Source organism: Curtobacterium sp. CFBP9011, from assembly GCF_034045095.1.
Lineage (GTDB): Bacteria > Actinomycetota > Actinomycetes > Actinomycetales > Microbacteriaceae > Curtobacterium.
This window is the reverse complement of record NZ_JAXCWN010000002.1, coordinates 422,931-443,699: the sequence shown is the minus strand read 5'-3', so window position 1 is coordinate 443,699 and position 20,769 is coordinate 422,931. Positions and strand designations below refer to the sequence as shown.

General features: G+C 73.9%; 20 protein-coding genes. 9 read left to right on the top strand and 11 right to left on the bottom strand.

Annotation, left to right across the window (positions count from 1 at the left end; translation table 11 throughout):
• Positions 1-4: 4 nt before the first annotated feature.
• From SOM35_RS06330 to SOM35_RS06305, 6 genes are all read right to left on the bottom strand, one after another.
• Positions 5-1,396 carry a PfkB family carbohydrate kinase gene (locus tag SOM35_RS06330; protein WP_320514759.1) on the bottom strand — a complete coding sequence of 464 codons (1,392 nt, stop codon included), beginning with the start codon at positions 1,394-1,396 and terminating at the stop codon, positions 5-7.
• Positions 1,393-2,013: a D-sedoheptulose-7-phosphate isomerase gene (locus SOM35_RS06325; protein WP_111073425.1), complete on the bottom strand. Its 621-nt coding sequence runs from the start codon at positions 2,011-2,013 to the stop codon at positions 1,393-1,395. Before SOM35_RS06325 ends, SOM35_RS06330 begins: the two co-directional genes overlap by 4 nt.
• Positions 2,010-3,362 (bottom strand): glycosyltransferase, encoded by a 1,353-nt coding sequence (locus tag SOM35_RS06320; protein WP_320514758.1) that lies wholly within the window; start codon positions 3,360-3,362, stop codon positions 2,010-2,012. Before SOM35_RS06320 ends, SOM35_RS06325 begins: the two co-directional genes overlap by 4 nt.
• Positions 3,362-4,378 (bottom strand): glycosyltransferase, encoded by a 1,017-nt coding sequence (locus SOM35_RS06315; protein ID WP_320514757.1) that lies wholly within the window; start codon positions 4,376-4,378, stop codon positions 3,362-3,364. Before SOM35_RS06315 ends, SOM35_RS06320 begins: the two co-directional genes overlap by 1 nt.
• A 64-nt stretch (positions 4,379-4,442) precedes the next feature.
• Positions 4,443-5,552, bottom strand: a complete 1,110-nt coding sequence (locus SOM35_RS06310) for a glycosyltransferase family 9 protein (RefSeq protein ID WP_320514756.1) — start codon at positions 5,550-5,552, stop codon at positions 4,443-4,445.
• On the bottom strand, positions 5,549-6,097 hold the full coding sequence (locus SOM35_RS06305) for an HAD-IIIA family hydrolase (RefSeq protein WP_111073428.1): 549 nt from the start codon (positions 6,095-6,097) through the stop codon (positions 5,549-5,551). The genes SOM35_RS06310 and SOM35_RS06305 overlap by 4 nt, the downstream gene beginning before the upstream one ends.
• Before the next feature lie 120 nt (positions 6,098-6,217).
• Between SOM35_RS06305 and SOM35_RS06300 the strand changes: the two genes are divergently transcribed.
• From SOM35_RS06300 to SOM35_RS06290, 3 genes are all read left to right on the top strand, one after another.
• On the top strand, positions 6,218-7,201 hold the full coding sequence (locus tag SOM35_RS06300; RefSeq protein WP_320514755.1) for a glycosyltransferase family 9 protein: 984 nt from the start codon (positions 6,218-6,220) through the stop codon (positions 7,199-7,201).
• Positions 7,202-7,272: 71 nt separating this feature from the next.
• Positions 7,273-7,626 (top strand): PRC-barrel domain-containing protein, encoded by a 354-nt coding sequence (locus SOM35_RS06295; protein WP_111073430.1) that lies wholly within the window; start codon positions 7,273-7,275, stop codon positions 7,624-7,626.
• Between the two features lie 161 nt (positions 7,627-7,787).
• On the top strand, positions 7,788-8,816 hold the full coding sequence (locus SOM35_RS06290) for an SGNH/GDSL hydrolase family protein (protein WP_320514754.1): 1,029 nt from the start codon (positions 7,788-7,790) through the stop codon (positions 8,814-8,816).
• 35 nt (positions 8,817-8,851) lie between these two features.
• On the opposite strand, the gene SOM35_RS06285 is transcribed toward SOM35_RS06290, so the two are convergent.
• On the bottom strand, positions 8,852-9,427 hold the full coding sequence (locus SOM35_RS06285) for an alpha/beta fold hydrolase (RefSeq protein ID WP_320514753.1): 576 nt from the start codon (positions 9,425-9,427) through the stop codon (positions 8,852-8,854).
• Between SOM35_RS06285 and SOM35_RS06280 the strand changes: the two genes are divergently transcribed.
• Both SOM35_RS06280 and SOM35_RS06275 read left to right on the top strand, forming a co-directional pair.
• Positions 9,395-9,853 carry an NUDIX hydrolase gene (locus tag SOM35_RS06280; protein ID WP_320514752.1) on the top strand — a complete coding sequence of 153 codons (459 nt, stop codon included), beginning with the start codon at positions 9,395-9,397 and terminating at the stop codon, positions 9,851-9,853. The two genes, SOM35_RS06285 and SOM35_RS06280, sit on opposite strands and share 33 nt — an antisense overlap.
• A 132-nt stretch (positions 9,854-9,985) precedes the next feature.
• A complete protein-coding gene (locus SOM35_RS06275) occupies positions 9,986-12,079 on the top strand; it encodes a carboxypeptidase regulatory-like domain-containing protein (protein ID WP_320514751.1) in 2,094 nt (697 codons plus the stop codon).
• A 147-nt stretch (positions 12,080-12,226) separates the two neighbouring features.
• Here SOM35_RS06275 and SOM35_RS06270 read toward each other — a convergent pair whose 3' ends face one another.
• Both SOM35_RS06270 and SOM35_RS06265 read right to left on the bottom strand, forming a co-directional pair.
• Positions 12,227-13,618, bottom strand: coding sequence for an MFS transporter (locus tag SOM35_RS06270; RefSeq protein ID WP_320514750.1), 1,392 nt, complete (start codon positions 13,616-13,618; stop codon positions 12,227-12,229).
• Positions 13,619-13,857: 239 nt separating this feature from the next.
• Positions 13,858-14,514, bottom strand: coding sequence for a hypothetical protein (locus tag SOM35_RS06265; RefSeq protein WP_320514749.1), 657 nt, complete (start codon positions 14,512-14,514; stop codon positions 13,858-13,860).
• Positions 14,515-15,033: 519 nt separating this feature from the next.
• On the opposite strand from SOM35_RS06265, the gene SOM35_RS06260 reads away from it, so the two are divergent.
• Entirely contained in the window at positions 15,034-15,303 is a 270-nt protein-coding gene (locus SOM35_RS06260) for a hypothetical protein (protein ID WP_320514748.1), read from the top strand.
• Between the two features lie 35 nt (positions 15,304-15,338).
• On the opposite strand, the gene yidC is transcribed toward SOM35_RS06260, so the two are convergent.
• Both yidC and SOM35_RS06250 read right to left on the bottom strand, forming a co-directional pair.
• A complete protein-coding gene (yidC, locus tag SOM35_RS06255) occupies positions 15,339-16,085 on the bottom strand; it encodes a membrane protein insertase YidC (RefSeq protein WP_320514747.1) in 747 nt (248 codons plus the stop codon).
• Positions 16,086-16,142: 57 nt separating this feature from the next.
• The gene (locus tag SOM35_RS06250; protein WP_320514746.1) at positions 16,143-16,460 is read right to left on the bottom strand and encodes a DUF6412 domain-containing protein; all 318 of its coding nucleotides are present in this window, start codon (positions 16,458-16,460) and stop codon (positions 16,143-16,145) included.
• 67 nt (positions 16,461-16,527) lie between these two features.
• Between SOM35_RS06250 and ybaK the strand changes: the two genes are divergently transcribed.
• The 3 genes from ybaK to SOM35_RS06235 all read left to right on the top strand — a co-directional run bounded on the left by ybaK (position 16,528) and on the right by SOM35_RS06235 (position 20,655).
• On the top strand, positions 16,528-17,013 hold the full coding sequence (ybaK, locus tag SOM35_RS06245) for a Cys-tRNA(Pro) deacylase (RefSeq protein ID WP_320514745.1): 486 nt from the start codon (positions 16,528-16,530) through the stop codon (positions 17,011-17,013).
• Positions 17,014-17,109: 96 nt separating this feature from the next.
• Entirely contained in the window at positions 17,110-19,698 is a 2,589-nt protein-coding gene (locus SOM35_RS06240; RefSeq protein ID WP_320514744.1) for an ATP-dependent Clp protease ATP-binding subunit, read from the top strand.
• Positions 19,699-20,409: 711 nt separating this feature from the next.
• A complete protein-coding gene (locus SOM35_RS06235; RefSeq protein WP_320514743.1) occupies positions 20,410-20,655 on the top strand; it encodes a hypothetical protein in 246 nt (81 codons plus the stop codon).
• Positions 20,656-20,769: the final 114 nt, after the last annotated feature.

The window sequence follows — 20,769 nt, the reverse complement described above, 5'->3', positions numbered from 1 at the left end:
CGGCTCAGCCGACGCGTTCGATGGCGGCGGCGAGCCGGGTGGTGGAGCGGCCCGGGTGGAACGGCACCGTGACGACCCGGCCGCCCCACTCGGCGAGGGTCACGGACTCGGGCAGTTCGTCGGCGGTGTAGTCGCCGCCCTTCGCCCAGACGTCCGGACGGAAGCGGCGGAGCGCCTCGTCGGGGGTGGACTCGTCGAACACCACCACGGCGTCGACGCAGTCCAGGGCGAGCAGGAGCTCGACGCGGTCGTCCTGGCCCATGATCGGCCGGTCCGGACCCTTCAGCCCGCGGACGGACTCGTCCGAGTTCAGGCAGACGACCAGGCAGTCGCCGAGCGCCCGCGCTGCGGACAGGGTGCGCGCGTGGCCGGCATGCAGCAGGTCGAAGCACCCGCCGGTGGCGACGACCACGCCGCCGGCGGCGCGGACCTCGTGCACGACGCGCAGCGCGTCGCGGTCGGCGCCGGGCACGGCGATCGGTGCGGGCGGGGCTCCCTCGACGAGCGAGGCGACGCCGCCGGCGGCGAGGTACGCGGACGCGGCCTCGACCCCCGCGGTGACGGCGTCGGCGATCTCCGCCCCGGACGCCAGCGCGACGGCGACGCCCGCGGCGAGCCGGTCGCCGGCACCGCAGGGGTCACCGGCGGTGACGGACGGCGCCGGGACGAAGCGGGAGTCGGCTCCACGAGGGGTGCGGCTGCCGACCAGGGCGCCGCGATCGCCCATCGTGACGGCGACGGCCTGGACGTCCCAGCGGGCGACCAGGTCCGCGGCGGCGTCGGTGGCGAAGGCGACACCGCTGCCGACGATGCCGGTGAAGCGGTGGGCCTCGCTGGCGTTCGGCGTCGCGACGGTGGTGCCGGCGACCGGCGTGGCGCCCTTCGGGTGCGGGTCCCAGACGACCGGGGTGTGCGCGACGACGGCGTGCAGCGCGGCGCGCATCTCGGCGGCCTCGGTGAGCCCCCGGCCGTAGTCAGCGACGATCACCGCGTCGGCGCCGTCCAGGGCGTCGTGCATCGCGGACGTCACGGCGGGGACCGGCGGGGTGTCGCAGCCCTCGTCGATCCGGACCAGGGCGTGCTCGCCGACGCGGACCCGGGTCTTCACCGGGGTCGGTGCGCCGGAGGGCCCGTCGACGATCCGGACGCCGGGGAGCAGCGATCGGAGCTGGTCGGCCGGCGCGTCGTCGCCGAGGACGGTGACGAGCGTGACGTCGTGGCCGTCCTTCGCGAGCATCGTCGCGACGAGGCCGGCACCACCGGCACGACGCTGGTCCGAGCGGACGTCGACGACGGGCACCGGGGCGTCCGGGCTGAGCCGGTCGCTGGTGCCGCTGACGTCGACGTCGAGCAGGGTGTCGCCGACGACGACGATGCGGAGCTGGCGGTCGGTCATCGGGTGCCTCCACGGCGGAGGGCGGGCTCCATGGCCCGGCAGAGGGCGTGCACGAGGACGAGTTGGGCCTCCTGCACGTTGGCGGACGGCCCGTCGATGGCGATGACGTCGTCCACGACGCTCGCGAGTGGGTTCGGCAGCGCACCGGTCATCGCGATCGACCGGGCTCCGGCGTCACGGGCGGCGGCTGCGGCGGCGAGCAGGTTCGCGCTCCTGCCGCTGGTGCTGAGCAGGACGACGACGTCACCGGCGCGGGCGTGGGCGCGGACCTGGCGGGCGAAGACCTCCTCGAAGCCGTAGTCGTTGCCGATCGCGGTGACGGCGGAGGACTCGGCGTGCAGCGAGATCGCCGAGTACGCCGGCCGGTCCCCGTCGAAGCGGCCGGTCAGCTCCGAGGTCAGGTGCTGCGCCTCGGCCGCGGAACCGCCGTTGCCCGCGGCCAGCAGGCGACGTCCGGCGACCAGGCGCCCCGCGATGTCGTCGGCCCAGGCGGCGATGTGGTCGCCGTGGTCGACGAGGGACGCGATCACCGGCACGGACGCGGCGATGTGGTCGAGCACCGTGCGGGTGCTGGTCGGGGTCTCGGTCGTGCCGATCCCGGTCTGCTCGATGGTCATCGGGCGTTCCTCTCGGTGATGGGGAGCGGGGCGTCGGCCAGCTGCTCCTCGGCGGGGCGGACGGAGTCCGGGATGCGGGTGGTGGCGACGTCGGTGCCGCTGGCCGGGCGGACCGGTCGGCCCCGGCCGCCGGCGACCAGCCGGTCGTAGACGCGTTCGGTGTCGGTGGCGACCTTCTGCCAGGTGTAGCGGGACTCGGCACGGCGGCGACCGGCGCGACCGTAGGCGGCACGGCGCTCGGGGTCGTCGAGCAGCCCGCCGAGCGCGGTGGCCAGGCCGTCCTCGTCGCGCGGTTCGACGTGCAGCCCGGTGGCGTCCTCGACGACCGTGTCGATGAGTCCGCCGACGCGGGAGGCGACCACGGGGACACCGCAGGCCATCGCCTCGAGCGGGACGATGCCGAACGGCTCGTACCAGGGCGCGCACACGACGACGTCCGCGCTCCGGTACACCGCGCCCATGGCCTCCTGGGCGAGCTGCCCGCGGAACGAGACGTGGTCACGGATGCCGAGGTCGCGGGCCAGCGCGTCCAGGCGCTGGTACTCCGGGTCGTCCGGCAGGTCGGCGCCCGCGGTGCCGGCACCGCCGACGATGACGAGTTCGACGTCGCGACCGGCCGCGACGAGCTGGGCGACGGCGGCGATGGTCGTGCCGACGCCCTTCCGCTGCACCAGGCGCGAGGCGGTGAGCACCCGGAAGGTCCGCCCGCGTTCCTCGACGGGGCCGTCCGGTCGGAACAGCTCGACGTCGACGCCGCAGGGGACGACGGAGATGGAGCGGAGCGGGACGCCGAGGCTCTTCAGCTCGAACGCCTCGTCGGAGCAGGTGGCGACGACCTGGTCGGCACTCCGCCCGACGGCGGGCTCCAGCCACTCGCGCTCGGCCGGGCTGGTGTCGGCCGTGCCCTGGTGGCGACGCTTCACGACACCGAGCGCGTGGAAGGTCTGCACGACGGGGATGCGGGTGCCACCGGTCCGCACCTGGACCTGGTTCACGGCGTCGACGGTCGCGTGGCCGGACATCCAGAAGTGCCCGTGCACGACGTCGGGTCGGTCGACGAACCACTCCGACGCCAGCACCTGCGCGAACGTGCCCATGTAGGGGAGTAGGTCGTCCTTCGGGACGTGCCGCGCGGGACCGGCGTCGACGTGGACGACGTCGACACCCGGCCGCAGCGGCACGCGGACCGGCAGCGAGGCGTCGTCTCGACGCGTGTAGACGGTGACGGTGTGTCCGCGGTCGGCCAGGGCGGCGGACAGCGCGGCCACGTGGACGTTCTGACCACCGGCGTCGACGCCGCCGAGGGTCGCGAGCGGGCTCGCGTGTTCCGAGACCATGGCGATCTCCATCAGTTGCTCCTTCCCTGCGGTGCCGCAGCACCCGCACCGGCGGTCGCCGTGCCGGTCCGCGACCGGTGGCGCGACCGCACGTCGTCCAGCAGCTCGTCCCAGTCGGCGAGGAACCGGGGCAGCGCGTGCCGCGCGAGCACGGCCTCCCGGGCGACGAGGCCGCGTCGGCGTGCTTCGTCCGGGTCGTCGAGCAGCGTCCGGGAGGCCCGCACCAGCTCCTCGACGTCGGTCCCGATCGCGCCGGCCTCCGCGGGCACGGTCCGGGCGGCGTCGGTCGTGGCGAGGACGAGCACCGGCATCGCCATGTGCATCGACTCGATGAGCGAGAGTCCGAGGGAGGTCCACCGGTTGGCGTGCACGTAGGCCCGGCGCTGCGCGAGGGCCGCGTGCATCGGGTCCGGCTTGACGTCGCCCATGCCGACCAGCAGGTCGCCGTGGCCGAGCCCGGCGAGCTTCTCGGTGCCCATCCCGAAGACGTCGACCGGGGCGACGGCGCCGAAGCGGGGGAGCAGGTCTGTCCCGACGACGCGGTTCCGTCGGACGGGTTCGTTGATGACGGCGCCGAACCGCTCGAGCTCGCCGGTGTAGAGCGGGCCGGGGTCGACGACACCGTGCTCGACGACGGTCGTCCGGGTGGAGCCGCAGTCCCACATCAGGGCGTTCCAGTGCGTGACGTGCGCGATGGTCACGTCGTCGCGGTCCCGAAAGGGGTGCAGGCTGTCCGGCACGTCGATGCGCGGGGCGTTGTGCTCGACGAAGACGACGGGCACGTCACGACCGTCGAGCAGTTCGCGGGCGACCTCGAGTTCCTCGGGCCGCTGCAGGACGACCAGGTCCACCTCGGCGTCGGCGACGTCCTCGGGTGCGATCTCGACGGCGTTCGTACCCCAGCTCCGGCCACCACGACCGAGGCCCCAGCCGTCTCGGGCGGGGGTCGTGGGGATGAGGTACTCGTGCGGGCCGCGGACGAATGCGTCCATCCAGCCGCCGTGCACGTGCCACACGAGGATCCGCATGCACTGCCTTTCGGTCGCTGTCGATCAGGAGGATGAGAAGGAGAAGGAGAAGCAGTGCCGCACGCTACGCACGGGCTTCTGGCGCTCCTCGCAGGGAGTCGTCGTTCGTCCGCAGAGCGCATCCGACGAGCCGTTCGTGTGCCGCGAGGACCTCTTCGACGCTCACGCCGGACAGGCACGGGTGGCCCGGGACGGGACACTCGCGGGCGCGGGAGAGACGGCAGGGGGCGTCCTGGTCGCCGAGCAGTTCGACGTGCTCGGCGTACGGCGCCCACTTCACGGCGGGCACCACAGGAGAGAACAGCGAGACGATCCGGGCACCGACGGCCGCGGCCAGGTGGGCGGGACCGGTGTTGCCGACGACGACGACCTCCGCGCCGGCCAGGACCTCCGCCAGCACGGCCGGGCTGGTCCGACCACCCAGGTCGATGCCGGTGGTGCCGGCGACCTCGGCGGTGAGGCCCCGCTCGCCGGGCGACCCGGTGACGACCACGGGGATGCCGAGCCGGTCGTACGCGGCCACGAGGGCACGGTGGGCGGCGGGCGGCCAGGAGCGGGCCTCCACGCTGGCGCCCGGGTGCACGACCACGTACCGGTCGAGCGCGGCGACCTCGGCGGGGAGCACCGCGGAGTCGTCCGACCGGACACGGAGCCGGCCGTCGTCGCCGTCCGGCAGCGCGAAGCCCGCGGCGTCGGCGATGCGGAGGGCCCGTTCGGGTTCCGGGACGTCCTCGGGCAGGTCCTCGCCGGGCCGCAGCCGCACGTCGAGCAGGGACCCGGGGTGGTCGACCGAGGCGCCGGAGACCCGGGGGACCCCGGCGAGCCGCAGCAGCATCGCGAGGGGCAGTGGCGACTGGTGGAAGGACGTCAGCACGACGGCTTCGTCGGGACGCTCCTCGGCGACCAGTGCGCGGAACTCGGCGAGCACGGCGTCGTCGAGCGGGCGGACGGTCTCCGTCACCCAGGGCGCCGCCCAGACGCGGAGCGCGTCGACGCCGGGCAGGAGCGCCCCGGCCGGCGCACCCTGTGGGCCGCAGAGCAGCGTGACGTGGTCGGCGCCGGCGGCCACGGCGCGGACGGCGGGACCGGCGACCAGGACGTCCCCGAACGAGTCGAGTCGGGCGACCAGCACCCGGCGCCCGGCAGGTCCGCCCGCGGCCACCTGGTCGCTCATGCCGACGCCCCGGCAGCGCGCGCGACGACGAGCGCCACGGCTTCCCTGATCGAACCGGCGACGGTGGCGGCGGCCTCGACCTCGGCCGGCATCGTCCGCGCGGTCGGCACGAGGATCCCCTGCGCTCCCGCGGCGACCGCGGCACCGACGTCGGCGCCGATGTCGCCGATGACGACCAGGTCCGCGGCGTCCAGCCCGAGCCGGTCGGCGGCACGCAGCACCATGCCGGGTCGGGGCTTCCGGCAGGCGCAGTCGTCGCCGCGGTCGTGCGGGCAGACCTCCCACACGTCGAACGGGCCGACGAGCCCGTCGACGCGGGCGTTCGTCGCGTCGACCTGGTCGCGGGTCGCCAGGCCCTTGGCGATCGCGGACTGGTTCGTGACGACGCCGACGGCGAGACCCGCCGCGCGGGCCGCGGCGACCGCGTCGGCGGCACCGGGTACCGGCACCACCCGGTCGGGGTCGGCGTTGTAGGGGACGTCGACCACCAGGGTGTCGTCACGGTCGAAGAGGACTCCGCGGAGCGGACGGTCGGAGAGGGCCACACCTCTCTCTACCGGCCGGGCAGCGTCCCCGACCAGTCCGCACCCGGCCCGTGGCGCGCCGTGGACAAGCCGGTGCCGCCCGGCGGACGTCGCGGTGCCGGGCCGGTAGCGTCGGGCCACGTGACCGCCGTACCCACCCTGCCCCCGTCCGACGGCCGACCCGAGCTCGTCGTGCTCCGGGCGATCAAGCTCGGCGACCTGCTCGTCGCCGTCCCCGCGCTGCACGCCCTCCGCCGGGCGTTCCCCGGGCACCGCATCACGCTCGCGACGACCGCCTGGCTCGCCCCGGTCGTCGAGCTCGTCACCGACGTCGACGTGCACCTGGCCCAGCACGGCCTGGACCACCCGATCCAGGTGCCGACCGGCGTCGTCGACGTCGCCGTCAACCTGCACGGCGCCGGCCCCGAGTCGGGCGACCTCATCGACGCGCTGCAGGCCCGCCGGGTGATCGGTCACGGCGCACCCGACGGCCCGGAGTGGCAACACGACGTGCACGAGCGGGTCCGCTGGGCCGGCCTGATGACCGCGCACGGCATGCCCGCCGACCCTGACGACGTGTCGATCGCGGTCCCCGCCCTGCCCGCCGTGGTCGAGGGCGCGGCGGTCGTGCACGTCGGTGCCTTCCACGGTGCCCGGCACTGGCCGGTCGACCGTTTCGCCGACGTGGTGCGCGGTCTCGTCGCACGCGGTCACCACGTGGTCCTGACGGGAGGCGCGGACGACGTCGAGCGCGCGCTGGCCGTCGCCGAGTTGGCCGGCCTGGACGACTCGGCGGTCCTCGCCGGACGCCTGGACCTGCAGCCGTTCGCCGCCGTCGTGGCGGCTGCGAGCCTCCTGGTCACCGTCGACACGGGAGCCGCGCACCTGGCCTCCGCCTACGGCATCCCCTCGGTCGTCCTCTTCGGCCCGGCACCGCCCGAGTCCTGGGGTCCGCCCGCGTCCGGCCCGCACGTGGTGCTGACCGACGCCTCGGTCCGCCGCGGCGACGTGTTCGCCGAGGACCCGGACCCGGCGATCCTCGCGGTGAGCGCCGACGACGTCCTCACCGCGGTGGACGGACTCGGCGCCACGCCGGCCGTCCCCGCGCACGACGGCGACCGGTAGCGCGGCGCACAGCGCGAGTCGGTAGCGTCGATCCGACGGCACGGACAGTCCGGTCGTCGGAGGGAGTCGCCGTGTTCGAAGCAGCCAACATCCGGGACTGGATCGGCCTGCCGGTCGTCGACGGCAACGAGGACAAGATCGGCAACCTCGAGAGCATCTACTACGACACCGCGACGCAGCAGCCGGCGTTCGGCTCCGTGACCACCGGTGTCGTCGGCAAGAAGCTCGTGTTCGTGCCGCTCGTCGGCGCGACCGTCGCCCCGAAGCACCTGCTCGTGGCGTTCGACAAGAAGACCGTGAAGGACGCGCCGTCCATCGCGACCGACGGCGAGCTCGACGCCGCCACCGAGCCGGAGCTGTTCCAGCACTACGGCCTCGACTACCAGGCCGGTTCGGGCGGCGAGCGCCGTCTCGGTCGTCGCTGACACCTGACGACCACGCCGGCGTCGTCGCAGGACGGGTCGAGCGGGACCGGCTAGCCTGGTCCGCTCGACCCGACCCGAGCCTCCCGGAGCCCACCCTGCGCCGTCCGCCCTCCGCCCGCCAGCGAGCCACCCGCCTGCTGGGCGCGTTCGTCGCGTCCGCCGTGCTCGTCGGCACCGCCCTGGTCAGTGGGCCGTCCGGCGGGCCGCTCGCCCCGCCGTCGGCGGTCGCCGCCCCGCAGTGGCCGGTGCCCCAGCCGTTCCCGGTGACGGACGACCCGCCCGAGGCGCTGACGGACCTGCCGCGCGGCAGCGAGTACGTCGCGATGGGCGACTCGTACTCCGCCGGGTACGGCCTGGCGAACCCGACGGGTCTGCCGGTCGCCGCGTGTGCACAGTCGGGGCGGGACTACCCGCACCGGATCGCCGCGCGCTTCGGGTTGGCGCTGACGGACGTCACGTGCGCCGGCGCGACCAGCGAGGACGTCCGCGACCGCACGCAGTGGCGCGGGGCTCCGCCGCAGGTCGAGGCGCTCTCCGAGTCCACCCGGCTCGTCACCCTGACGATCGGGGGCAACGACGCCGACTTGTTCGGCACCGCGGCGTCGTGCATGGCGCTGTCGGCGTCCGGCCCGGTGTTCTCGGGCAAGAACGCGCCGTCGTGCCGGAGCACGCTCGACGTCGACGGGGTCGACACGCTGGGCGCGAAGATCGAGAGCCGCGTCGCCCTGGGCATCGCGGCGACGCTGGCCGACATCCGGCGTGCCGCCCCGAACGCGACCGTGCTGCTGCTCGGCTACCCGGCGATCTTCCCGGACGCGGAGCACACGCCGAAGCGGGGCTGTTTCCGGCCGGCCGTCGACTTCGGCACCCTCGCCGGGCGGTTCCCGACGGACACGTACCCGTTCACCGACACCGACGTCCGGTGGCTGCACGGCATCCAGGAGCAGCTCGACGAGGTCGGCCAGGACGCCGCCCGGGCCGCCGGCGTCCGCTTCGTCGACGTCTTCGCGGCGACGCAGGCGCACTCGGCGTGTGCCCGGTCCGGCGCCTACGTCTCCGGGGTGTCCCTCGACTCGTTCGGCGGGTTCAGCAGCATCGACCTCGAGCCCGGCGCGCTGCACCCGAACCCGGCCGGTGTCCGGTACCTGACACGGCAGCTCGACGCGGAGCTCCGCGACCTGCTCGGCTGACCGTCCGCGGTCCGGCGGGCCCTCGCTTCGGCAGCTCAGCCGCGCAGGGTCGCGGCCAACCGGTCCATCAGCGACGGCACGGTCGACAGGACCGCGATGTGCCCGTCGTGCGGTCGCTCCTCGTACGTCGCGTGCGGCACCGCCTCGGCCAAGGCCCGACCGTGCGCCACCGGCACGACCCGGTCGCGCGTGCCGTGCACCACGACGGTCGGGACCGTCACGGCTGACAGCGGGAAGCCCCAGTCCGTCACGAACGCCACGTCGTCGTCCGCACCGCCCTGGAGGCCCGCCCCACCCGCCGCCGTCGCGTCCCGTCCCAGGGCGGCCCAGTCGCCGTCGAGGGCGGCCCAGTCGGTGTCGACGAACTGGGACGGGTCGAAGTCGGCGGTCGCTGCCCAGGTGAGGCGTGCCTCCCGTCCGGCGGTCGCGGCGCGGAGCCCGCCGTCGTCGGCCATCCCGTCCCACCAGACCGGCGTGTCGACGGGGGCGGGGGAGGCGACGGTCGCGACCGCGGCGACCCGGTCGGGCAGCAGCGCCGCGGCGGCGAGTCTGCATGCGCCGGAGGGTAGTCTCCGGCCGTGCCCCCACGCTCCGCCGGACTCCTGCTGCACCGTGGCACCGGACCGTCGCTCGAGGTCGTCATCGCCCACATGGGTGGTCCGTTCTGGCGTCGGCGACCGCGTGCGTGGTCGATCCCGAAGGGCGAGCTCGAGGCGGGCGAGGACACCCTGGCGACGGCGCTCCGCGAGTTCGGCGAGGAGATCGGCACCCCCGCACCCGCGGGCACGCCCGAACTACTGGGGGACTTCCGGCAGGCGTCCGGCAAGGTCGTGACCGTCTGGACCCTCGCCGCACCGGGCTTCACCATCGAGGCCGTGCGGAGCAACACCGTGTCGCTGGAACTCCCGCGTGGATCCGGGCACGTCATCGAGGTGCCGGAGGTCGACGACGCCCGCTGGGTCGGTCTGGCCGAGGCCCGCCAGCTCGTCGTCGCGGGCCAGGTCGCGGCCCTGGACGCCCTGGCTGCCAGGATCTGAGGCCGACCCACCTGCCTTGACTGGCCGTTCGACGCACGGCCTGGCCGCGTCTGCGTTGCCTGGATAGCCTGAGGGTCGTTCAGGTCCGCGACATGTGTCGCACTACGGGCCGAAGAGGGGACAGGGGAGCACATGCAGCGCAGCCGGATGCTGGTCGCGGGAGTGACCGCACTCGTCATGGGAGCCGGGTCGGCGGTGGGCGGCGCGACCGCTGCCTCCGCTGCACCGGTCGGCCACTGGGGGACCTTCACCGTCGACGGGGGTGCGCGCGCCTACACGGGCACGATGAGCCTGCCGGGCTTCCCGGAGACGACCTACACGTCGACCTCACGGCAGACGACGGTGATCAGCGGAGCCTTCACCTGGCAGGGGCCGGCGACCGGTCCGGGCCAGACGTACGGGTCGAGCCGGGGGAACACGTACCTCAACCAGCGCCCGAGCGTGGACACCCCGAACCCGACCGGAGCATCGGTCACGACGTACCGGTTCGCGACGCCGACGCCCGGCGCCCGCAGCTGGTCCTTCGTGCTGGGCGACATCGACGCCGACCAGGCCACCATCTCGGCGACCCTGCCCGGTGGCGGGACCGCGACGGCTGCGCAACTCGGGTTCCAGGGGGCGTACAACTCCTGCTCGGCCGTGTCGCCCGGCGGGCCGTCCTGCTCGGCCGACCCGAACGGCACCACCGGCCGGGACGTCCCGGCGTGGAACGCCGCGACGCGGACCCTCACCGGCAACGCCACCGCGACCGACACGGCCGGGGCGACCGCGTGGTTCACGCCCACCGTCCCGCTGGGGTCGCTGACGATCCGGTACCAGCAGCGGAGCGGGTTCCCCGTCTACCAGACCTGGTTCGCCGACCGGACGGCTGCGATCAGCGGCACCGCGACGCGTGACGGAGCCCCGGTCGCCGGCGCGACCGTCACCGCCACCGCACCCGGCGGCCGCCAGGTCACCACGACCACCCGGGCCGACGGCACCTACGTCTTCCCGGACCTCGGCGTCGACTCGGGGTACCGGGTCACCCTGACCGCCCCGCCCGGAGTGGCCGCCGACGCGACGGTCTCCGGCGTCTCGCTCGCCGGCAGTCCGGGCGGCGCCGACCGGACCGGCGTGGACTTCGTCTTCGCCTCGGTCACGGGCACCGTGACCCTCGACGGCAGCCCGGTGCCGACCGGCACCCGCGTCGAGCTGCTCGACACCGACGGCACCGATATCGCCGCCACCACCACCGACGCTGCCGGCGGCTACCGCTTCACGACCACGCCGGGCGACCACCGCATCCGTGTCACCGCGCCGGAGGGGACGACCGGCCCCGCGACCGAGGCCGTCACGATCCCCGCGACCGGCACGACCCAGGACTTCGCCTTCGCGACCCCGGCCGCCGTCGTCGACCTGACCGGCACCGTGACGGACACCGCGGGAGCGACGGCTGCTGACGTCCCCGTCGTCGCGACCCCGATCGACCCGGAGGTCAGCGACCCGGTGACGACCGAGACCGGGACGGACGGCTCGTTCGTCCTGCGGGAGCTGCAGACCGAGACCGCGTACTCCGTGGTCGCCGGTTCCGGAGACCAGGCCGGTGTCCCGCAGCTGGTCACGACCCCGGCGGCCGGTGCCACCGCGGCGCCCCTCGCACTCGTCGTCCCGGCCGCTGTCCCGGTGCCGACGGTCGTCGACCTCCCGGGCACGGTGACCGACACGGCGGGGGAGCCGGTTCCGGACCTCGCCGTGACGGCGACACCGACCGACACGACCGTCGGCGGTCCCGTGACGGTCACGACCGCGTCCGACGGCACCTTCACGCTGCCGGACCTGCGGACCGAGACCGAGTACGCGGTCGTCGCCGGCACCGGTGACGACGCTGGCGAACCGCAGCTCGTGACGACGCCGGCAGCCGGGACGGCGGCGACCCCGCTCGTCTTCGTCGTGGCCGCCGCGACCCCGACGCCGACTCCCACTCCGACCCCGACTCCGGGCACCCCGTCTCCCACGCCGACCGTCTCGCCGACCACGCCCCCTGCGGCCGGCGGCGGCACGGTACCGGGGAGCGGGAGCACTCCGGGCACCGGCGCCGGGACGACCCCGACCGCCGGCGGCCTCGCCTTCACCGGCGCCGAACTCACCCCGGGGCTCGTCGCCGCGGGCGTGCTGCTGCTGCTCGGCGCGGGCCTCCTGACCCTCCGCGGCGTCCGGAACTGCCGCCGCCCCGAGATGCACGACTGACCTCGCACGCACGACGAGACGCCGCCGGCCCCGAGGGGTCGGCGGCGTCTCGTTTCCCAGGCCTCCAGTCGCGTACCAGGCCGCCCGTTGCTCCGACCGGGAGGCCCGCAGCCGCCCGGCACGTCGGCGGCGGTACGTCGTCGGCGGCTACCGCTCGCGGACGGTCCGCATCGACCCGGTGGCCGTCCGGATCGAGCCGGTGGCTGCCCGGTGCACCGTGGCGACGGACCCGGTGATGGTCTGGATCGCCCGGCTGACGGTCGGGATCGAGCTCGTGACGACGGCGAGCGAGGAGGTGAACACCTCGATCGACGACGTGCTGAGGTGCGGCTGCGCCGTCGCGTGCACCGGGAACCCACGCTTCGCGAAGGCGACGACGGACAGCCCCGCGACCAGGACCAGTGCGCCGGCGAACGGCAGCGTCTGTAGTCCCGACAACCCGAGCACCTGCCCGCCGATCGCCGCACCGCCCGCGATGCCGATGTTCGACGCCCCGTTCACCAGGGCGCCCGCGATCTCCGGGCTGACGCCACCGGTGCGGATCGCCGCGGCCATGAACAGCGTGCCGGTGGTGCCGTTCGCCGCCATCCAGATGCCCGCGACGACCATGGTTCCGACGAGGGACCCGTGCGCGAACGGCATCAGGGCGAACGCCACGGCCATGGCGGCGATGGCGGCCAGGAGGGTCTGACGGGGTGCCCGGTCGACGAACATCCCGGCCAGCCAGAGGCCGATCACGCCGGTCCCGCCCAGGACGAGCAGCGCGCCGGACACCATGCCGGCGTCGAGCCCGGCGTCGATGACGTAGGGGCCGATGTACGTGTACACGATGTAGTGCCCGGCGAAGAGCAGCAGGTCGGCGACGACGACCGACAGCAGCCCGGTCCGGGCCCAGGCCTTCGGCGAGCCGATGTGCGGCGAGGCGGCTCCGCGCACGGCGGGCAGGCAGAGCGCGGCGACGACGGCGAGCAGTGCGGCGCAGGCCGCGACGCCGCCGACCGCCGGGCGCCACCCGACGGACTGCCCGACACCGGTGGCGAGGGGAACGCCGATCACGAACCCGAGCGAGCTGCCGGAGTAGACGAACGCGATGGCGCGGCCGGCGAGCCGGGGCGGCACGATCCGGGTCGCGTAGGCCGAGGCGACCGAGAAGAACAGGGCGTGCGCGACGCCGCCGACCACCCGACCGGCGCAGACCACCGCGAACGACGGGGCCAGTGCGACGAGTGCGTTCGACACCGTGTAGCCGACGAGGGTGGCGACGAGGACGGTCTTCCGCGGCAGCTTCGCGGTGAGCGAGGTCAGCGGCAGTGCGAGCAGCGCGACGGCGGCGGCGTACACGGTGATGACGATGCCCATGGTCGACTCGGTGACGCCGAGGTCCTGGCTCATCGTGCCGAGCAGGCCGACCGGCATGAGCTCGGTCGTGATGGCGAAGAACGTCGCGAGGCCGAGGACGGCGATCCCGATCACCGACGACGTCGTGACGGTGATCGGCGTCGTGTGCGGGTGGACGGTTCGGTTGCTGGTGGTGGACACGGCGGCTGACCTCCTCGAGGACGTGCGAGGAGCGCGCGGGAACGAGGGACTGTTCGACCGGTCGGAGCGCGCTCGGTGGTGGACTGGGGATGTGGAGATGTGGTTCTGGCCACTCCACGGCGAGTGCGCTCCATCCAGTGTTGCACGGTGCACGCCGATCGCGCGAGGGCTCCCCGGTCGTTCTCAGGAGCGCTCCAACGCACTGCCCACCTGGAGCAGTGGGTTCCAGCCGCTCCGGGTCAGTACAGCGGCGGCGGCGAGCTGGTCACGGTGCCCCGGACCGCACCGCCGACGACCCGCACCCAGAGCGTCCCGCTCAGCGAGGTCGCGGACAACGACACGACCCCGTGCAGAGCGTCGTCGCGGGGGTAGCAGGCGCTCGTGCCCTGCAGTCGGTCGGCCGTCGCGACCAGGCAGAGCGTCGAACTGTCCCGCCCGACCCCGGCCCAGACGTTCCAGGGCGTCGCGGCGTCGTCGCCCGCCAGGGACCGGTTCGTGAAGACGAGCCGGGTCGTGTGAAGGGAAACCGGCGCGTCGATCCCGCCGGGCAGCTGGTCGGCGTAGGTCTGCGGCAGGTCGAGCATCTGTTCGAGGGTCACGGTGCCAGCCGCCGGGGTCGTCACGGCGGACGCGGGCTCGGCCGCGGTCCGGGTCCCGATCGACAGGCCGACGCCGGTGCCGGCGACGAGACCGATCACGACCGCGGCACCGCCGAGCGCCCACAGGACGGTCCGGTCGGTGCGTCGGACCCGGCGCAGCAGCACCCGGGCCCGGTCGAGGAGCCGCCGACCGCCGGCCTGGAGGCCCGCCCCGCGTCCGCCGTCGCCAGGCGCCTCGGGCGTCTGGTCGCCGTCGCCGTCCCCGTCTCCGTCGCCGTGGAAAGCTGCACGGTCCACGTCGTGGTCCGGCACCGGAGCCGGTGCACCGTCACGAGCATCGTCGGCAGCATCTGCCGCCGCAGCAGCAGGGAGCTCCGCCCTCGGAACGGCGGACACCGAGTCCGGAACGGACGGCGTCACACTCTGAACGGCCGGCGCAGCCGCAGGAACAGCCGGTGCAGCTGCAGGAACGGCCGACGCAGCGACCGGGACGGACGGCACGGCCTCCGGAACGGACCGCCCAGCCTCCGGCGACCCTGCACCAGCCCGGCGCCCGCGACGCGACCCCGTGGCGGGGCCGGCGGCCGTGGCGGGGCGCTTGCGGGCCTCCCGGTCGAGGTCTTCCAGCGCGATGCGGGCGCGTGCCGCCTCCGCCGGGGACGGCCCGGCGCCCCACGCGATGCGTTCGAGACGCGATCGTGCTGCCGCGTCGTCGTCGGTCCGGCTCATCCGCGCTCCTCGTCGTCACGCCCGTCCTCATGCTGCCACCGCTGCGGCGACGGCGCGCACCCAGACCGGGGGGAGTACGCCCGAGGGATGACCGATGCGCAGAACGACCAGGCCGCCGACCCGAACGACCCCGCCGTCCCCGCGGACGCCACCGGATCGACGCCGCAGGACGTCGACGACGAGACCCTCGAACCGCTCAGCCACGACACCCAGTCCGGCGAGGCCGACTACGTCGCGACGAGCCCGGGCGGCAGCGGTACCGAACGGCACCTCCCGCTGCCGGAGGAGGAGCAGGGCCGCGACACCGAGTACGACCCGGCGGACCAGGGGCCGCAGCAGGAGGGCCAGGGCGGCTAGTCACACCCGCCCGTCACCGGACCTGCCCGCCCCCGTCACCGGAGCACCCGCCGCAGCACCGCCCGTTCGCCGAGGGTCCAGAGCGCACTCGTCACGACGTAGAGCGCTGCCGCCAGGGGCGCGATCGCCGCGAACCCGACCGAGACGAACGGCATCCACCGGGCGATCCCGGTCATCGCCGCCGCGCCGGGAACGGCCGGGGCGGACGGCTCCGGGACGGGCAGCGGGTTCCAGTGCAGCTGTGCGCGTCGGGTCAGCTCGACGACGACGGCCAGCGTGGCGAGCAGCAGGAGCAGCACCCAGCCGTGCACCCACAGCGGCGACGTGACGACGGCCACCGCGGACTGCGCGAGCGGGATGCCGGCCAGGGTCGCCCGCAGCAGCGTGTTGACCGTTCCGTCGATGCTCGCGTGCGTGAACAGCGTGTACAGCAGCGACACGACCGGTGCCTGCGCGAGCACCGGCAGACACCCCGCGAGGGGCGAGACCCGCTCGCTCGTGTACAGCTCCTGCAGCGACCGCTGGAACCGGGCGGTGTCCTTCCCGGCCCGGCGGCGGAGTTCGGCGATCCGCGGAGCGAGTCGGCGCCGGTCCCGCTCGGCGCGGACCTGCAGGACGGCGAGCGGGACGAGCACGAGTCGGACCGCCAGGGTCAGCAGGACCACGGCGAGCGCCGCAGCGGCCGTGCCGGCGACGGGTGTGAGCAGGTCGGTGAGGGTGGTGACGAGCGTGGCGCCGGCGTGCAGCAGGGTGCTGAGTCCGGGCAGGGTGGTGATGTCCATGACGGTGGTCCTTCGATCGTGGGGTCGGGAGCGTCTGCGGCCCGACACCGATCGGTGTCAGACCGCCGGGACGGCTCCCGGTGCCCGCGGTCGCGGGTGCCCGTCGGCGTCCGGGTCGCTCCAGGCGATCCGGGTCACGAGGTCCGGTGTCGTCCGGGAGGCCCGTGGTGCGCCCGCCGCGTCGGCTCCGGTCAGCAGGCCGACAAGCCGCACCACGAGCAGCGCGGCGGCGAGGGCGGCCACCGCGGTGACGGTGATGCCGAGCGCGCCGAGCCCGAGGGCTGCGGCGGCGAGGGCCGGGAGCGAGCCGAGCGCGGACGGGTCGAGGCCGTGCAGGGCGGACACCCCGCGGAGCAACACCTCGATGACGGTCATGGTGTGGCTCAGCGTACCGACCGCGAGCCTCCGAGGCCGTGACGGTCCTCCGGGGCAGGATCAGGGCATGAGCGCAGCTTCCCCGAGCACCCCGGCGACCCTCGCGCTGGAGCGGGCTGGCGTGCCGTTCACCCCGCACGTGTACGAGCACCACGAGAGCGCGACGAACTTCGGCGAAGAGGCGGCGGCGGCGCTCGGGCTGCGTGAGGAGCAGGTGTTCAAGACGCTGGTCGTCTCGGTGGACGGCGACCTGGCGGTGGCGATCGTGCCGGTGGCCGACCGTCTCGACCTCAAGGCGATCGCGGCGGCCGTCGGCGGGAAGAAGGCCTCGTTGGCCGACCCCACCCTGGCAGAGCGGCGGACCGGGTACGTCGTCGGGGGGATCAGTCCGGTCGGGCAGAAGACCCGGATCCGCACGGTGCTCGACGCGTCGGCGTCCGACCACCCGACGATCTTCGTGTCCGGCGGGCGTCGTGGGTTCGACATCGAGCTGTCCCCGGCGGACCTGGCGCGGGTCACCGGGGCCAGTACGGCCCCCATCGCCCGGAGTTGAGTCGAGCCGCCGCAAGTTCTTCCACCGAACGGGAATGAGCACGGCACCCCTGCGTTGCATTGAGTCGAAGGCACTCAAGTTCCTCAGGAGGTCCCTTTGCCACAGACGTTCGGCCCGACCGGCGGCAACGACTCGTTCGACGAGTTCCTCGCACGACTGCTCGCGGCCTCCCAGAACCCCGGCCAGTCCCAGCGGTCCATGCCGTTCGGACGACCGGTCGACATCACCCGCCTGCTCAGCCGGCGGACCCACGAGCTGCTCCAGCAGACGGCCGCGTACGCCGTCGAGCAGGGCCAGCACGAGATCGACGCCCTGCACGTCCTGCACGTGCTCGTCGGTACCGAGCCCTTCGCGGCCGTCCTCCGTTCCGCGGGCGCCGACCCGGAGCGCTTCGCCGCCGAGGTCGAGCAGCGCCTGCCGATGCCGTCCGGCGACACCGTCGAGGGCCGCCCCGCGCTGACCCCGTCCGCGCAGCGGATCCTGCTCGAGGCGACCCAGGCCGCCCGAGGGTTCGGCAGCACCTACACCGACCCCGAGCACGTCTTCTTCGCGCTCGTCACGGACCAGGACACGGTCGCGGGCCAACTGCTCGCGAGCGCCGGCGTCACCCCGCAGGTGATGCAGTCCTATGCACAAGAGGCGGCCGAGGCCGCACGAGAGGGGCGTCCCATGCCCGGCACCACCGCCCAGCAGGACCAGCAGTCGGAGACCCCGACGCTGGACCAGTACGGCACCGACCTCACCGCCCGCGCCCGCGAGGGTGGCATCGACCCGGTGATCGGTCGCGCGGACGAGATCGAACAGGCCGTCGAGATCCTGCTCCGTCGCACCAAGAACAACCCCGTCCTCATCGGTGAGCCCGGCGTCGGCAAGACCGCCATCGTCGAGGGACTCGCCCAGCGCATCGTCGACGGCGACGTCCCCGCCCTGCTGCAGGGCAAGCGCGTCGTCGCCCTCGACCTGCCCGGCATGCTCGCCGGCACCCGCTACCGCGGTGACTTCGAGGAGCGCCTGACGAACGCGATGGACGAGATCGCCGCGCACACGGACGAACTCATCGTCTTCGTCGACGAACTCCACACCGTCGTCGGCGCCGGTGGTGGCGGCGAGGGCGGCTCGATGGACGCGGGCAACATCCTCAAGCCGCGCCTGGCCCGGGGTGACCTGCACCTGGTCGGTGCGACGACGCTCACCGAGTACCGCCGCATCGAGAAGGACGCGGCCCTCGAGCGTCGCTTCCAGCCCGTCGCGGTGGGGGAGCCGAACGTCGAGGACGCGATCGCGATCCTCACCGGCCTCAGCCCCCGCTACGCCGAGCACCACGGCGTGACCTACGCCGACGACGCGATCCGCGCCGCTGTCGAGCTGTCGCACCGCTACGTCACCGACCGGCACCTGCCGGACAAGGCCATCGACCTCATCGACCAGGCCGGCGCCCGTCGTCGTCTCGCCCGCTCGGGTGACGTCGACGTCGAGGCCCTCCGCACGCAGGTGGCGGACCTGACGGCCCGGAAGGACCGCGCCGTCGCCGAGGAGCAGTACGAAGAGGCATCGCTCCTGCGCGACGAGGTCGCCGGACTGGAGGCGCGGATCACCGCCGCCACCACCGGTGACGTGGAACGCGCCTCCCGTCCGGCGCCCGCGGACGACGTCATCACCGAAGCGGACATCGCGGCCGTGGTGTCGCGTGCCACCGGGATCCCGGTGACCCGCCTCGGTTCGGCCGACAAGACCCGCCTCGCCGCCCTGGAGTCCGAGCTGCACGACCGTGTGGTCGGCCAGGACGACGCCGTGCGGGCGATCGCGAAGGCGGTCCGGCGCAGCCGGACCGGTATGGGCGACCCGCGTCGTCCGGTGGGCAGCTTCCTGTTCCTCGGTCCGACCGGTGTCGGCAAGACCGAACTCGCCAAGGCCCTGGCCGCGTCGCTGTTCGGTGACGAGTCGGCGATGCTGCGGTTCGACATGAGCGAGTTCGGCGAGCGGCACACGGTCTCGCGGCTGGTCGGTGCCCCTCCCGGGTACGTCGGCTACGACGAGGCCGGGCAGCTCACCGAGCGTGTCCGCCGCAACCCGTACTCGGTGATCCTGCTCGACGAGGTCGAGAAGGCCCACCCTGACGTGTTCAACCTGCTGCTGCAGGTGCTCGACGACGGGCGACTCACCGACGGGCAGGGTCGGACGGTCGACTTCCGGAACACCGTCGTCATCATGACGTCGAACATCGGGTCGGAGTTCCTGGCGTCCCGCTCGGGGGCGCTCGGGTTCTCGGTCGCCGCCGACGGTGGCTACGCGGAGGACGACCTGCGCAACCGGGTGATGGGCAAGCTCCGCGAGTCGATGCGGCCGGAGTTCATCAACCGCATCGACGAGATCGTGCTCTTCCGCAAGCTCGAGCGCGGGCAGCTGCGGTCCATCGTGTCGCTGCTGCTGCAGGACACGGCCTTCCGGCTCGCCGCGCAGGGCATGGTCCTGTCGGTGTCCGAGGCCGCGACGGACTGGCTCGCCGAGCACGGGTACGAGCCGGAGTACGGCGCCCGGCCGCTCCGTCGGCTGATCCAGCGCGAGGTCGACGACCGGATCGCCGAGCTCGTGGTCGATGGGTCGGCGCACGAGGGTGACACGGTCCGGATCGACGTCGCCGAGGACGTGCTCGTCGCGGTGGTCGACGCACCGGTGGCGGTCTAGTCAGCTGTTCCCCGAGAAGCCCCCGGTACTGCGGTACCGGGGGCTTCTCGGGTGTTCCCGAGTGCAATCTCGGAGAAATGCGAGAAAAGGGTTGCGCGTGCGTTCTCGACGTGGATAGTGTTCTCTCGACGCGAACGGATCACCGATCCGCCGTCGAGAACCAGCAGACACCGTGCCGAAAGGGGGCCGACAATGATCACCACGCAGACGCCGTTCCGAGCAGTCCGTGGAACCACCGGCTCCTTCGCCTGGTCGTGCTGATGAACACGCCGTCCTGAACCACGGCCAGGGCTGACCTGGGCTGACCTGGGTCGGCCCCTCGCCGGGCACGTCCATCCGCCGGACTCGTTCCATTGCTGGACTCGTCCAGTCGCCGGTTCCGTGGCCCTTCAGGCCGCGGTCCCTGGCTCGTGTCGTCGCCGGCCGCATGCCGTCCGGCTGCTGGGCTGCGGCTCGTCATCCACGACAGGGCTCGTCCACGACGGCTGCTCGTCCACGCTGACTCGACCGTTCATCACGCGAGTGGACCGCACCGCAGGTCATCGTCGCTGAATGCACACGCATTTCCCCGCGCATTCACGCGAACGTATTTCCTCGGGTGATCCGTCGCGCGTCCGCTCATCGCGCCTCGACGTCGACCGAGGTGCGACCCCGGTCGATTCGTCGACCCCCATTCCGCTTTCCTCCGCCATTCTCCGAACAGGGAACACCATGTCATCGAAGACCCTCCTCCGCCCGGTGCGGCCGCCGACCGGACGCCCCTCCCGGGTGTCGCTGCCGGACCGGATCGCCCTCCGGATCGGACTCGCCCTCATCGTGTGGAGTCGCCGCACCCGGCGTCAGCCGCACGAGATCGACCCCGCCGCCGAACTCCGGCGGCACCGCGAAGAACAGGCCCGCCTCGCTCGTGAAGCCGAGTGGGTGGTCCTCGGCGCCGCCATGCACATGTGGCGGTGACCGACGTGGACGCCCAGCGCGACCAGCGTCGGACGGGAGGCTCGGCACCAGCCGGCGCCGCGCCTCCCGTCCGACGCCAGCCGCGTACCCGACCGCGGAACGGCGGGACCCTGC

Excerpts from the sequence above, each read along its gene's own strand:
- SOM35_RS06330 (WP_320514759.1), bottom strand. The coding sequence starts at position 1,396 with ATGACCGACCGCCAGCTCCGCATCGTCGTCGTCGGCGACACCCTGCTC.
- SOM35_RS06325 (WP_111073425.1), bottom strand. The coding sequence starts at position 2,013 with ATGACCATCGAGCAGACCGGGATCGGCACGACCGAGACCCCGACCAGC.
- SOM35_RS06320 (WP_320514758.1), bottom strand. The coding sequence starts at position 3,362 with ATGGAGATCGCCATGGTCTCGGAACACGCGAGCCCGCTCGCGACCCTC.
- SOM35_RS06315 (WP_320514757.1), bottom strand. The coding sequence starts at position 4,378 with ATGCGGATCCTCGTGTGGCACGTGCACGGCGGCTGGATGGACGCATTC.
- SOM35_RS06310 (WP_320514756.1), bottom strand. The coding sequence starts at position 5,552 with ATGAGCGACCAGGTGGCCGCGGGCGGACCTGCCGGGCGCCGGGTGCTG.
- SOM35_RS06275 (WP_320514751.1), top strand. The coding sequence starts at position 9,986 with ATGCAGCGCAGCCGGATGCTGGTCGCGGGAGTGACCGCACTCGTCATG.
- SOM35_RS06260 (WP_320514748.1), top strand. The coding sequence starts at position 15,034 with ATGACCGATGCGCAGAACGACCAGGCCGCCGACCCGAACGACCCCGCC.
- yidC (WP_320514747.1), bottom strand. The coding sequence starts at position 16,085 with ATGGACATCACCACCCTGCCCGGACTCAGCACCCTGCTGCACGCCGGC.
- SOM35_RS06250 (WP_320514746.1), bottom strand. The coding sequence starts at position 16,460 with ATGACCGTCATCGAGGTGTTGCTCCGCGGGGTGTCCGCCCTGCACGGC.
- ybaK (WP_320514745.1), top strand. The coding sequence starts at position 16,528 with ATGAGCGCAGCTTCCCCGAGCACCCCGGCGACCCTCGCGCTGGAGCGG.
- SOM35_RS06235 (WP_320514743.1), top strand. The coding sequence starts at position 20,410 with ATGTCATCGAAGACCCTCCTCCGCCCGGTGCGGCCGCCGACCGGACGC.